This window comes from Mycetocola sp. Y719, from assembly GCF_056713205.1.
This window is the reverse complement of the sequence record NZ_JBWYGY010000002.1, coordinates 474,110-487,175: the sequence shown is the minus strand read 5'-3', so window position 1 is coordinate 487,175 and position 13,066 is coordinate 474,110. Positions and strand designations below refer to the sequence as shown.

Annotated in this window: 10 protein-coding genes; 6 read left to right on the top strand and 4 right to left on the bottom strand. The window is 66.2% G+C overall.

The features are described 5' to 3' along the window. The first annotated feature begins 114 nt into the window (after window positions 1-114). The 6 genes from AC1M0F_RS08610 to AC1M0F_RS08585 all read left to right on the top strand — a co-directional run bounded on the left by AC1M0F_RS08610 (window position 115) and on the right by AC1M0F_RS08585 (window position 8,986). Complete coding sequence (locus AC1M0F_RS08610; protein ID WP_480237815.1) at window positions 115-1,338, top strand: ROK family protein; 1,224 nt, start codon at window positions 115-117, stop codon at window positions 1,336-1,338. Window positions 1,339-1,478: 140 nt separating this feature from the next. Further along, window positions 1,479-2,663, top strand: coding sequence for a glycoside hydrolase family 76 protein (locus AC1M0F_RS08605; protein ID WP_480237814.1), 1,185 nt, complete (start codon window positions 1,479-1,481; stop codon window positions 2,661-2,663). Window positions 2,664-2,765: 102 nt separating this feature from the next. Further along, window positions 2,766-4,121, top strand: coding sequence for an extracellular solute-binding protein (locus AC1M0F_RS08600; protein ID WP_480237813.1), 1,356 nt, complete (start codon window positions 2,766-2,768; stop codon window positions 4,119-4,121). A gap of 97 nt (window positions 4,122-4,218) precedes the next feature. Continuing rightward, the gene (locus AC1M0F_RS08595) at window positions 4,219-5,073 is read left to right on the top strand and encodes a carbohydrate ABC transporter permease (RefSeq protein WP_480237812.1); all 855 of its coding nucleotides are present in this window, start codon (window positions 4,219-4,221) and stop codon (window positions 5,071-5,073) included. 1 nt (window position 5,074) lies between these two features. Continuing rightward, the gene (locus AC1M0F_RS08590; protein ID WP_480237811.1) at window positions 5,075-5,911 is read left to right on the top strand and encodes a carbohydrate ABC transporter permease; all 837 of its coding nucleotides are present in this window, start codon (window positions 5,075-5,077) and stop codon (window positions 5,909-5,911) included. Between the two features lie 27 nt (window positions 5,912-5,938). After that, window positions 5,939-8,986 carry an alpha-mannosidase gene (locus AC1M0F_RS08585; protein WP_480237810.1) on the top strand — a complete coding sequence of 1,016 codons (3,048 nt, stop codon included), beginning with the start codon at window positions 5,939-5,941 and terminating at the stop codon, window positions 8,984-8,986. A 153-nt stretch (window positions 8,987-9,139) separates the two neighbouring features. Here the strand turns inward: AC1M0F_RS08585 and AC1M0F_RS08580 are convergent, their stop codons facing one another. The 4 genes from AC1M0F_RS08580 to AC1M0F_RS08565 form a co-directional block, all read right to left on the bottom strand. After that, window positions 9,140-10,495 carry an MFS transporter gene (locus tag AC1M0F_RS08580; RefSeq protein WP_480237809.1) on the bottom strand — a complete coding sequence of 452 codons (1,356 nt, stop codon included), beginning with the start codon at window positions 10,493-10,495 and terminating at the stop codon, window positions 9,140-9,142. 152 nt (window positions 10,496-10,647) lie between these two features. Continuing rightward, entirely contained in the window at window positions 10,648-11,118 is a 471-nt protein-coding gene (gene ribH / locus AC1M0F_RS08575) for a 6,7-dimethyl-8-ribityllumazine synthase (RefSeq protein WP_480237808.1), read from the bottom strand. Further along, the gene (ribA, locus tag AC1M0F_RS08570; RefSeq protein ID WP_480237807.1) at window positions 11,115-12,410 is read right to left on the bottom strand and encodes a GTP cyclohydrolase II; all 1,296 of its coding nucleotides are present in this window, start codon (window positions 12,408-12,410) and stop codon (window positions 11,115-11,117) included. Before ribA ends, ribH begins: the two co-directional genes overlap by 4 nt. Next, window positions 12,407-13,066 (bottom strand): riboflavin synthase, encoded by a 660-nt coding sequence (locus AC1M0F_RS08565; RefSeq protein WP_480237806.1) that lies wholly within the window; start codon window positions 13,064-13,066, stop codon window positions 12,407-12,409. Before AC1M0F_RS08565 ends, ribA begins: the two co-directional genes overlap by 4 nt.

Sequence of the window (13,066 nt, the reverse complement as noted above, 5' to 3'; positions counted from 1 at the left end):
AAGACCCGCGCGAACGGCCCTGTTGCTCCGCAGAACACCGGATGCCACCGCTCCCGACGGCATACTGGTCACGTACCGGCCGCACGCGCTGGCCGTGGGCGATGAGGAGGTCGGATGAGACGGGGCACGAACGTCCACGCGCTAGGCGGGTTCAATCAGACCGTCATTCTTGACACGATTCGCCGGACCCGCGACGGCGTCAGCCGGGTCGAGATCGCACAGCAGACGGGGTTGAGCGCACAGACCGTCTCCAACGTCTCCCGCCGTCTCCTCGACGCCGGGATCGTCGTCGAGGGCGGACAGAAGATCAACGGCGTCGGCAAACCGCGCACGATTCTCCGGCTGGACCCGTCCGGATGCTTCGCCATCGGTGTGCACATCGACCCCGCCGTGATCACATACGTCATCCTCGACCTCGACGGCCGTGTCGTCGCCAGCGCGTCGACTCGAACGCCGTCCGATGTGAGTCCCGAGCGCGTGATCGACGGGATGAGCGAATCCATCGAGTCCCTCATCGTGGACTCAGGCGTGGAGCGCGCCCGCATCCTCGGAGTGGGGATCGCGGCGCCGGGACCCGTCGACCTGGACAGGGGAGTGGTGCTCGACCCCCCGCTGCTCGAGGGCTGGCACGTCGTGGCCCTCCGGGACGCTCTCGCCGAGGCCACCGGTTTCCTCGTCCTGCTCGAGAAGGATGTGACGGCCGCGGCGGTCGCCGAATTGTGGACGAGCAAGGCGCACGAACGCGACGACTTCATGTTCTTCTACTACGGCACGGGGGTCGGCGTCGGCCTCGCCCTCGGGCACGAGGTCGTTCGGGGAGCGACGAAGAACTCGGGAGACGCCGGGCACATCATCGTCGACGCCGACGGGCCCGTGTGCTCCTCATGCGGGCGCCGCGGATGCCTCGGCGACTCGATCATGCCCAGGCGGCTCGTCGACCTCGCCGTGGCCCGTGGTGTGCTCGCCGCGGCAGACGGTCCGCTCAGCGTCGACGACGGGCTCGCGCAGCTCGCGACCCTCGCCGCAGAAGGCGACGCGGGCGCCACACGCATCCTCGACGAGGTAGCCGACCGGGTGGCCGTCGCCGTCGTGACGATCGCCAACCTTCTCGACCTCGACCGGGTCGTCTTCGGCGGGCCGTACTGGACCCAGGTGGCCGGTGTGTTGCTGCCCCGGCTTCCCGAACTGATCAACACATCGAAGGCCCTCGTCACGACGCATCCCGTCGCCGTGGGCGAGTCGACGGGCGGCGACGACGTCGCGGCGATCGGGGCCGCATGTCTGGTGCTCGACAACGTCCTCTCGCCGCGGCCTTCTGCGCTTCTCATCTCCGGTTGACCTCCTGAGGCGACCCACCCCGTCCGGGGGACGGAGGAAAAGGCTTGACATTAATAAATCCATACGATTTATTTATACGAGACACGCGGCCACCGGCACTGACGCCAGGACGGGACGCGTTCGGAATCAAAGGAGAATCCGTGAAAATCTCGCGCCCAGTCACGACCGCGGTCGCTGCCGCCGTCCTCGTCCTCATCAGTCCTCTCACCCCAGCAGGCGCCACGCCTGGAGGGCACCCCGGTTCCGACGACAACAACACGGTGAAACGCGCCGCTGCATCCCTCGACGCGATGGAGACCTACCTGGCGGCCGATGACGGCTCCGGCCTGTACCACGAGCAGTACCCGTTCGAGTCGGGCGACAACCCGTACTCGTACGAGTGGCCGTTCTCCCAGGCGCACATCGCCATCGCCGACCTCGCCAACCTGCCCGGTGCCCACGGCCGGGCGTACGACAAGCCGCTCGCGGTCGCCGCAGCCGCCCAGGAACATTATTGGGACGCTGACGGAGGATCGACCGGTCTGCCCGGATACGCGTCATACCCCGTCGGCGAGTACGGCAACGGCGGCGACTACTTCTACGACGACAACCTCTGGGTCGGGCTCCTCGACGCTCAGCGGTACCTGACCGACGGAGACGAGTTCGCGCTTGAGCGTGCCGAGCAGATCTTCGAGCTCACCGTTTCCGGTTGGGACACCGACACCAGCCACGCGAACCCCGGCGGCGTCTTCTGGACGCAGGCCCCGTGGAGCACAGACAGGAACACGGTCTCGACCATGCCTGCCGCCCAGCTCGGACTGCGGCTCCACGAGATCACCGGCGAGAAGCACTACCTCGACTGGGCGCTGCGGATGTACGAATGGACGAACACCTACCTGCAGCGGCCGGACGGGCTCTACAACGATCACATGAGCCTCGACGGCACCATCGAATCGACGGTCTGGTCCTACAACCAGGGCGTGCCGATCGGCGTCAACGTGCTGCTCTACGAAGCGACGGGGGATCGTGGCTACCTGACCGAAGCCAAGAGGATCGCCAGCGCGGCCGAAGCGTTCTACGCCGACGGACGTCTGGAAGCCCAGCCGGCATTCTTCAACTCGATCTACTTCAAGAACCTGCTGCTGCTCGAGTCGGTGACAGGCGGATCCCACTACCGCGGCGCGATGAAGGACTACGCCGACCACGTCTGGGAGACCAACCGCGACGCGGCGACAGGCCTGTTCTCGTTCGACGGGGAGACCACCCAATTGCTCGACCAGGCGGCCATGGTGCAGATCTACGCCGTGCTCGGCTGGGCTCCCAGCCAGTGGCGCAACCTGTACTGACCACGTCAGAGACCTTTCCATTTCGACCACGTTCCATTCAGGCACCACCCGCTCGAGCCGGCACCGACGCCGGTCCGAGCGGCCAGGATCACAGGAGAATCGATGAAGAAATCACTGTTCACGATCGTCGCAGTCAGCGCCGTCGCGGCGCTCGCCCTGACCGGATGTTCGGCAGGCGGTTCAGAAGGCGACGGCAAGACCGTCAAGGTCGCCTACCAGAAGTTCGGCAACTTCACGCAGCTCGATGCCCACATGAAAGAGGTCAAAAAGACCTTCGAAGCGGAGAACGAGGGGCTCACGGTCGAGCTCGTCCCGATCGAAGCACAGCAGAACGACTACTTCACGAAGCTTGCGCTGATGAACCAGTCGGCAGCGACGGCACCGGATGTGATGTACGAAGACACGTTCATGGTGCAGTCGGATGCGGACGCCGGCTACCTCGCGCCGCTCGACAAGTACACCGAGGACTGGTCCGACTGGGACATGTTCTACGACAACGCCAAGGCAGCCGGCCTGGGCAGCGACGGCAAGACGTACGGCATCCCGATGGGAACAGACACACGCGCTCTCTGGTACAACAAGGACCTGTTCGCACAGGCAGGTCTGGACGTGCCGTGGGAGCCGAAGACGTGGGCGGACGTGCTCGACGCGGCGAGGACCGTCAAGTCCGAGCTGCCGGACGTGATCCCGCTCAATGTCTACTCGGGCAAGGCCCAGGGTGAAGCCGCTGCGATGCAGGGCTTCGAGATGCTGCTCTACGGCACGGACGACACCCTGTACGACACCGATGAGAAGAAGTGGGTCACCGGCTCGCAGGGCTTCGAGGACTCCCTGACCTTCATCGGGGACCTCTACCAGGGCGGCCTCGGCCCGACCCCGGAGCAGGCACTCGACAAGAACGTCGGCACCGTCGTGTCGAACGAATGGTTCCCGCAGGGCAAGCTCGCCATCAGCCTCGACGGATCGTGGCAGAGCGGCACCTGGCTGGAAAGCGGAACCTCACCGTGGCCCGAGTGGAGCGACGTGCTCGGCCAGGCTCCGATGCCCACCCAGGACGGCCAGGAGCCCGGCGCGACGAGCATGTCAGGCGGCTGGACCCTCGCCATGGGATCCAAGTCGGCAAACAAGGATGCCGCGTGGGACTTCATCGCCATGGCCCTCAACAAGGACAACTCGCAGGCGTACGATGTGGCCGCCAGCCAGATCGCCGTGCGGAGCGATGTCTCCGAGGACCCGGAATACCAGGGCGCGAACCCCACCTTCGGCTTCTTCTCGGAGATCGTCGAGGTGACGCACTTCCGACCGGCCACGAGTGACTACGGCAAGATCTCCAACGAGATCACGATCGCCATGGAAGCGGTCATGACCGGCCAGCAGAGTCCGGCGGATGCTGCCGCAGCGTACGACAAGGCGGTCGTCGGCATCGTGGGCGACGAGAACACGACGAGTTCGAAGTAACCCGGTGGCCACGCTCAACCCGGCGCGGCCCACGGAACGACCCGGACGGGGCGACCAGCCCCGTCCGGTTCGGCCGAGGAGAACCGCCCGTCGATCGATGATCCGCAGCATCCCGCTGCTGCCGGCGATCGTCCTCCTGACGATCTTCCTGCTCGGCCCCGTGATTAGTTCCTTCTACGGATCGCTCACGGATGCCTCACTGTCGGGGGCCGCCGCGCAGAACTCGTCCTTCGTCGGCTTCGACAACTACATCGAGTTGTTCGCCGATCCGGACTTTCCCAAGTCGGTGATGCTGACCCTGGTCTTCCTGGTCGCATCGGCGATCATCGGGCAGAACGTCCTCGGCCTGGGGCTCGCCATCCTGATGCGCTCGGGGAACCGCCTCGTGCGCGGTCTCGTCGGAACGTTCGTTGTGACCGCGTGGGTCCTGCCGGAGATCGTGGCATCCTTCGCGGCGTATGCGTTTTTCAACGACACAGGAACGCTCAACAGCATGCTCGCAGGTCTCGGGATCGATGGGCCGAACTGGCTGTACACCTTCCCGATGATCTCCGTGATCCTCGCCAACATCTGGCGCGGGACCGCGTTCTCGATGCTCGTCTACTCGGCGGCGCTGCAGGACGTGCCGACCGAGATCACCGAATCGGCCGAGGTCGACGGAGCGCGCGGCTGGCAGAGGCTCGCATTCATCACCCTGCCGATGATCCGTCGGAGCATCTCGACGAACCTCATGCTGACGACACTGCAGACACTGTCCGTGTTCACGCTGATCTTCGTGATGACGGGCGGAGGGCCTGGCACGGACAGCTCCACCCTCCCGATCCTCGCCTATCAGGAGGCGTTCAAGTTCGGCGAGCTCGGCTTCGGCACCGCGATAGCGACGATCCTGCTGCTCGTCGGCGCCGCATTCTCGCTCGCATACATCCGAGCCCTCAAACCGGAGGTGGACTGAAATGGGACTGACTTCACCGAGCAGGAAAAGCCTGCGCGCCGTATCGAACAGCGTGCTCGTCCTCATCACGATCGCCTTCGCCCTCCCGCTCGTCTGGCTGGTGCTGGCATCCGTCGACACGACGGCGACGCTGTCGATCGCGCTCCCCGAACGATTCTCGCTGCAGAATTTCATCGACGTGATGACACCGGAGAAGGCGTTCATCCCGCTGCTCAACTCCCTCGTGCTGTCCGCCGGATGTGCGATCATCACCGTGGTCGTCGCCGTGCTGGCCGCGTACCCGCTGTCGCGCTACCGGATGCGAATCAACAAGCCGTTCCTGTACGGGGTTCTCTTCGGCACCTGCCTGCCCATCACGGCCATGATGGTGCCGGTGTACAGCCTGTTCGTGGCGTTCAACCTCATCGACTCGACGGCGGGGACGATCCTGTTCCTGGCCGCGACGAGCCTGCCGATGGCCATCTACATGACGAAGAACTTCATGGACGGCGTCCCCGTGAGCCTCGAGGAGGCGGCCTGGATGGACGGCGCCTCGATGATGTCTACCCTCACCAGGATCGTCGTCCCCCTGATGCGACCCGGGATCGCCGTGGTCTTCATCTTCGTGTTCATCGGGGCGTGGGGGAACTTCTTCGTCCCCTTCGTTCTGCTGCTCTCCCCGGACAAACAACCGGCAGCGGTGAGCATCTTCTCGTTCTTCGGGCAGTACGGCACGGTCGCATACGGCCAGCTCGCCGCGTTTTCCCTTCTCTACTCCGTACCGGTGATCGGCCTGTACGTCATCGTCTCGCGCCTTCTCGGCGGTTCGTCGGCTCTCGCCGGCGCCGTCAAGGGCTGATCGTCACGAACAACCAAGGAGCACCATATGCACAAGAATTCCACCCTGGTCCGAGCCCGCATCGAACGGTTCATCGACGAGCGCGTGCGCCCGGCCCTCTACCGCGACTCGGTCGGGCTGGACCTTCGGGCGTGGGAGATTCCCGACGAGCCGGTTCCGTTCGCGGATGCCATCGAGAACGACTTCGAACCGTTCGAGACAGGGCGGACCTGGGGCAAGCCGTGGGGAACGACGTGGTTCCACGTCACCGGCACCGTCCCGGCCGGCTGGGCGGAGATCATGACCGACGGCTTCGACGGCAGGGTGGAACTCGTCATCGACCTCGGCTTCCTCTCCGGCCAGGCCGGATTCCAGGCCGAGGGACTGGTCTTCAGCCCCGACGGTCACATCCTCAAGGCGATCGAACCGTTCAACAACTACGTGCCGCTCACCGTCGGGCCGGGCGAGAAGATCGACATCTACATCGAGGCGGCATCCAACCCGGATGTCGGCAGCGACTGGAGCTTCAGGCCCACGTCGGTCGGGGACAAGGCGACGGCGGGGACCGACCCGATCTACCGGCTCCGCCGTGTGGACGTCGCCCTCCTGGACACGGCGGTCTGGGAACTGGACAGGGATCTCTGGACCCTGACAGGACTCGTCGACGAGCTCAGCGCCGATCTGCCTCGGCACGCCGAGATCCTGCGCGCGCTGGAGAACGTCGTCGACGGGATGGACCCGGACGACATCAGCGGGACGGCGCTTGAGGGCAGGGCCATCCTCGCTCCCGTCCTCTCCCAGCCCGCATACGCCAGCGCCCACCGGGTCATCGCTGTCGGCCACGCCCACATCGATTCCGCCTGGTTGTGGCCTCTGCGCGAGACGATCCGCAAGTGTGCGCGCACGTTCTCGAATGTGCTCGACCTGATGGACCAGGACCCGGACTTCGTATTCGCCTGCTCGTCCGCCCAGCAGTACTCGTGGATGAAGCAGCACTACCCCGACCTGTTCGAACGGATCCGGGTTCGGGCGGTCGAGGGCCGGTTCGTCCCTGTCGGCGGCATGTGGGTCGAATCGGACACGAACATGCCGGGAGGCGAAGCGCTGGCCAGGCAGCTCCTCGCAGGCAAGTCGTTCTTCATGCGGGAGTTCGGCGTCGAACCTCTCGAGGTGTGGCTGCCGGACTCGTTCGGCTACACCGGCGCGCTTCCGCAGATCGTGGCGGCCGCCGGGTCCAGGTACTTCCTCACCCAGAAGACCAGCTGGAACGAGACGAACCTCATGCCGCACCACACCTTCTCGTGGGAGGGCATCGACGGGTCACGGGTGTTCACCCACTTCCCGCCCGTCGACACCTACAACTCCATTCTGTCCGGGCAGGAACTGGCCAAGGCCGAGCGCCAGTACTCGGAGAAGGGCGCGTCGAACGTGTCCCTCGTCCCGTTCGGGTACGGCAACGGAGGGGGCGGCCCGACCCGGGAGATGCTCGCCGCTGCCAGCAGGCTCGGCTCCCTCGAGGGGTCGCCGACCGTCGAACTGGCGACACCGCTCGCCTTCTTCGAAGAGGCCGAACGCGACTATCCGAACCCGCCGGTGTGGTCTGGTGAGCTCTACCTCGAGTTCCACCGCGGCACGTACACCTCCCAGGCGAAGACCAAGCAGGGCAATCGGAGAAGCGAGCACCTCCTTCGGGAAGCGGAACTCTGGGCTGCGACAGCCGCCGTGCGCACCGGCGCCGAGTACCCGTACGAGAAACTCGCCGATGCGTGGCACACCGTCCTGCTCCTGCAGTTCCACGACATCCTCCCCGGCAGTTCGATCGCGTGGGTGCACCAGCAGGCGGAGTCCAGCTACGCGGCAGTGGCGGAGCAGCTCGAGGCGATCATCGCCGATGCCATCGCGGCACTCGGCGGACGCGGGCCGGCCACCGGGGCGGATGCCGTCGGCTACAACGCCTCCCCGTTCGCCGTGTCAGGCGTGCCAGCGCTGTCTGCCGGGCGGATCGTGAACAGCGGAACCGTCACAGCGGAGGAGCGCGACGGCGGGTTCGTCCTCGCCAACGGCGTGGTCACCGTCACCATCGACCGCGATGGTCTCCTCACCTCACTCCTGCACGAGGGAACCGGCCGGAACGCCATCCCCGACGGGCAGTCAGGAAACCTCCTGCAGCTGTTCAGGGACACCCCGACCCAATGGGATGCCTGGGACCTCGACGACCACTACCAGCGGTCGGGCACCGACCTGCGCGCGGCCGAGTCCGTCGAGCTGAGCCACATCGACGACGCGCGCGCCGTCGTCCGTGTCGTGCGCCGGTTCGGGGGGTCGACGGTCGAGCAGCTGCTGTCGCTCGACGGCGACTCCTCTGCGGTCGACATCGTCACGACGGTCGACTGGCACGAACGGCAGAAGCTCCTCAAGCTGGCGTTCCCGCTCGACGTGCACGCCGACCGGGCCGCGTCAGAGATCCAGTACGGCCACATCTACCGTCCCACCCACATGAACACGTCGTGGGATGCCGCCAGGTTCGAGACCTGTGCGCACCGCTGGGTGCACGTCGGCGAGCCCGGGTTCGGTGTGACGGTGGCCAACGACTCGACCTACGGTCACGACATCACCCGGAAAGCGAGCCAGGGAGGCGGCACGTTCACCCTGGTGCGGCAGTCCCTGCTGCGGGCGCCGGTGTTCCCCGACCCGACCGCCGACCAGGGCAGGCATGTGCTCCGCACCTCGCTGAAGATCGGCGAGGACATCCTCGACGCGGCAGACGAGGGGTACCGGCTGAACCTCCCGCTGCGCATCGTCGAGGGGTCGGCGTCATCGCCCCTCGTCGTGAGCGGCTCCCCGGCGATCGTGGTCGAGTCCGTGAAGCTCGCCGAGGACCGCTCAGGCGACCTCATCGTGCGGGTCTACGAGGCGAGGGGCGCGAGGGGCTCAGGAGCCATCACCGTCGACGGGTCGGTCGGCCGGGTCGTCGAGACGGACCTGCTGGAGCGCGAGATCGCCGAACCGACAGCACTCGCCGGGGTCGACGGCGCTACCGCGACCCTGCGGGTGCGTCCGTTCCAGATCGTCACCCTCCGGGTGTCGCTCGACTAGTGGCGCGGGTGAATCGGCTTCGCGCGGGTGTCTATTCACCCGCGCGGGGCCGAAAGACCCGCGCGAGGCGCCCATCGCTCAGGCATGGCGCAGAAAAACGGATGCCGTCCAGCAATCACCTCGCTGGACGGCATCCGTTTTCGGTTCGACGACCTAGCGGTTGATGTCGATGTCCTTCGTTTCCTTGCTGATGATCAGCGCGGTGAGCGTGATGAGGCCCATCACAGCGAGGTAGACGCCGACGAGGACGGGGCTGCCGTCAGCGACGGCCCACAGCCACACGGCGATGAACGGCGCAACCGCGGCACCGAGGATCGACGACACGTTGTACGAGATTCCCGAGCCGGTGTAACGGACGTTCGTCGGGAACAGTTCGGGCAGCAGCGCGCCCATCGGTCCGAAGGTCATGCCCATCAGGCTGAAGCCGATGATGAGCCACGCCATCACGCCGATGAAGCCGGCACCGAGCAGCGGCACCCAGAGCAGACCGAACACGATGATGCCGGAGGTGACGATGATGAGCGTCTTGCGACGGCCGAACTTGTCAGCCCACGGACCGGACAGGAGCGTGAAGATTCCGAAGAACACGACACCGGCGATCAGCATGAGCACGAAGGTGTTGTAGCTGTAGCCGAGGCCGGGCTGCTGGCCCTCTGCCGGCTCGATGGGCGCACGGCCGTAGCTCAGCGAGAACGTGGTCATCAGGTAGAACAGCACGTACGTGGCGAGCATGAAGAAGGTGCCGAGGATGAGCTCGCGCCAGTTGCTCTTGAAGACGAGCTTCAGGGGAAGCTTGACGACCTTGCCTGCCTTCACCGTGTTGGTGAATGCGTCGCTCTCGACGAGCCTGAGGCGAACCCACAGGCCGACGATGACCATGACGGCCGAGAACAGGAACGGGATGCGCCAGCCCCAGTCGAGGAACTCGTCTGACGGACGCGACGGGTCGTCTGAGGGCAGGGCGAACGCGATGATCAGGAACAGGCCGTTGGCGATGATGAAACCGATCGGGGCGCCGAGCTGGGGGAAGGTGCCGTACCAGGCACGCTTGCCGGCAGGGGCGTTCTCCGTGGCCACCAGGGCTGCACCACTCCACTCGCCGCCGAGCGCGAAGCCCTGGGCGAGACGGAGGATCACGAGCAGCAGCGGGGCGAACCAGCCGATGACGAGGTACGTGGGGAGCAGACCGATGAGGAAGGTCGCGATCCCCATCGTGAGCAACGCGGCGACAAGGGTGGTCTTGCGCCCGACCTTGTCGCCGAGGTGCCCGAAGAACACAGCGCCGAGGGGGCGTGCGACCATCGCGGCGCCGAAGATGGCGAACGACGACAGCAATGCCGTCGTCTCGTTCCCCGGCGGGAAGAAGAGGTGAGGGAAGACGAGCACTGCGGCCGTGGCGTAGACGTAGAAGTCATAGAACTCGATGGTCGTCCCGATGAGGGACGCGAGGATGACCCGTGACTTCGGGTTGGCCGGGGCCGTTGGGGGTGTTGTGGCAGTGAGTGACATGGCGCTTTCTGAAACGGACAAACAGGAAGCCCTCGGATGCCGGCTGGCCGGTCACGTCTGCCACCCCGAAGACAGGAAAAATCGTGCGTGTCCGCTTGTGGCAGACCAACACACCTTACGCCGGGTTCACCCGGCGGCAAAAAGGGATCAGGTCAGACGCGCAGTTCCCGCAGGAGGACCGCCGTGGCGACGGCGGCCTCAGCTGCTTCGCGTCCCTTGTCCTCTTTCGAGCCGGGGAGCCCGGCACGGTCGAGCCCCTGCTGCTCATCATCGAGGGTGAGCACGCCGAAACCGACGGGCTTGCCGGTCTGGATGGTGACCTGCGTGAGGCCGCTCGTCGCGGCATCCGACACGTACTCGAAGTGCGGTGTGCCACCGCGGATGATGACGCCGAGAGCGACGACGGCGTCCGCGCCAGCATCGAGTGCGGCCTTCGCAGCGACCGGCAGCTCGAAACTGCCCGGCACGCGTACCAGCCGGTGGGATGCCCCTGAGTCGTTGAGTGCGGCGGTCGCCCCGGCGATCAGGCCGTTGCTGATCTCCTCGTGCCACGTTCCCGCGATGACGACGATGTCGAGTCCCGTTCCGTCGACGTGGAGTTCGGGTGATCCCTGACCGCTCATGATGTTGTCCTGCTTTCCTGGCCTGCGGCCGTAATCGCCGTCGGGGTGAATTCGTGCCCCATCCGGTCGCGTTTTGTTTCGAGATACGACTCGTTGAAGGCGCCGACGCCGACGACGAGCGGAACACGTTCGCTGACGCGCACCCCGTACTCCTCGAGCTGGCGGACCTTCTCCGGGTTGTTGGTGAGCAGCCGGATCTCTTCGAGACCGAGGTCCTGGAGGATGGCCGTCGCTGCGAGGTAGTTCCTGGCGTCTGCGGGGAGCCCGAGAGCCAGGTTGGCGTCGAGGGTGTCGAGCCCGTCCTCCTGCAGCCGGTACGCCCTGAGCTTGTTGATCAGGCCGATGCCGCGCCCTTCGTGCCCTCGGAGGTAGATGACCACACCTCCGTGTCGCTGCACGGCGTCGAGCGCCGTGTCGAGCTGCGGACCGCACTCGCACTTGAGTGAGCCGAACGCCTCACCGGTCAGGCACTCCGAGTGCACGCGGACGACGGCGCCCGGGCCGTGGATGTCCCCGGCGATGATCGCGACGTGGTCCGCCCCGGTGTTCCTGTCGCGGTAGGCCCGGATCGTGAACGTACCGTGCGTGGTGGGAACCTTGGTCTCCACTTCGAACAGCACGGGGGAGGACTGGGCGATGTCGTCGATGCTCTTCCGCGTGCCCGAGCAGGTGTCAGACGCTTCAGGGTGGGTGTTGATGTACTCGATGAGTGCGGCGATGGTGATCACCGGCAGGCCGTCGCGCTCGCCGAGGGCGATGAGCCCAGGCAGGCGCATCATGTCGCCGTTGTCGTCGATGACCTCGCAGATGGCGCCGACAGGGGTCAGCCCGGCGAGCTTCATCAGGTCGACCGCCGCTTCGGTGTGACCTGGGCGCTGCCGGACGCCGCCGTCGACGGCCCGGAGCGGGACGATGTGGCCGGGGCGGATGAGCTGTGAGGGGACCGCCTGCGGGTTGCCGAGGGCGCGCAGGGTGTGCGCGCGGTCGGCGGCGCTGATTCCCGTCGTGATCCGGTCGGCGGCGTCGACGGTGATCGTGTACGCCGTGTGACGCAGGTCCTGGCTGTCGCTGACCATGATCGGCAGTTCCAGCCGGTCGGCGATCTCGTTCGTCATCGGGGCGCAGATGTATCCGCTCGTGTTCCTCACCGTCCAGGCGACCCAGTCGCGGGTGGCCAGTTCGGCGGAGAGGATGACGTCACCCTCGTTCTCGCGGCCTTCATCGTCGGCGACGAGCACCGGTTTGCCCTGACGGAGCGCCTCGAGCGCCTCGGGGATCGTTGCGATGCTCATGCGTCGCTCCTTCCGCCGGCGGACTGTTCCGCCGGAATCCATTTCTGCGCCGCCTGCATCGCGAGCATACGCTCGACGTGCCTGGCCAGGATGTCCGTTTCGATGTTGACCCGGTCGCCGACGCTCCGCTGCCCCAGCGTCGTCGCGACAAGGGTCTCGGGAATGAGGGAGACCTCGAACCACTGCTCTGGCGCGGTCGCAGGCGAGACGGCACTCACTGTGAGGGAGATGCCGTCGACGGCGATCGATCCCTTGTCGGTGACGAGCCTGGCAAGGTCGTCGGCGATGCTGAACCGCACGACGCGCCACGCGCTCCCCTCGGTGATGGCGAGGATCGTCGCCGTTCCGTCGATGTGCCCCTGGACGATATGGCCACCGAGCCGGTCACCGACTTCGGCGGCCCGCTCCAGGTTGACCCGTCGTCCTGGCGCGACGCCGTCGAGTGTCGACATGTCGAGGGTCTGGGCCATCACGTCTACGGTGAACGAGTCCGGCGTCTGGTCGACGACGGTGAGGCAGACGCCCGAGACGGAGATCGAGTCTCCGTGCCTGGCCCCCGTCACGGCCAGCGGACCGCGAACGGTGATGCGTGCGGCGTCCGCGGTGCGGTCGACCTGGGTGACCTCGCCGATCTCCTCGATGATTCCGGTGAACAT

Bases quoted from the DNA above. Each gene is read 5' to 3' on its own strand.
- AC1M0F_RS08610 (WP_480237815.1), top strand. From the start codon at position 115: ATGAGACGGGGCACGAACGTCCACGCGCTAGGCGGGTTCAATCAGACC.
- AC1M0F_RS08600 (WP_480237813.1), top strand. From the start codon at position 2,766: ATGAAGAAATCACTGTTCACGATCGTCGCAGTCAGCGCCGTCGCGGCG.
- AC1M0F_RS08595 (WP_480237812.1), top strand. From the start codon at position 4,219: ATGATCCGCAGCATCCCGCTGCTGCCGGCGATCGTCCTCCTGACGATC.
- AC1M0F_RS08590 (WP_480237811.1), top strand. From the start codon at position 5,075: ATGGGACTGACTTCACCGAGCAGGAAAAGCCTGCGCGCCGTATCGAAC.
- AC1M0F_RS08585 (WP_480237810.1), top strand. From the start codon at position 5,939: ATGCACAAGAATTCCACCCTGGTCCGAGCCCGCATCGAACGGTTCATC.
- AC1M0F_RS08580 (WP_480237809.1), bottom strand. From the start codon at position 10,495: ATGTCACTCACTGCCACAACACCCCCAACGGCCCCGGCCAACCCGAAG.
- ribH (WP_480237808.1), bottom strand. From the start codon at position 11,118: ATGAGCGGTCAGGGATCACCCGAACTCCACGTCGACGGAACGGGACTC.
- ribA (WP_480237807.1), bottom strand. From the start codon at position 12,410: ATGAGCATCGCAACGATCCCCGAGGCGCTCGAGGCGCTCCGTCAGGGC.
- AC1M0F_RS08565 (WP_480237806.1), bottom strand. From the start codon at position 13,066: ATGTTCACCGGAATCATCGAGGAGATCGGCGAGGTCACCCAGGTCGAC.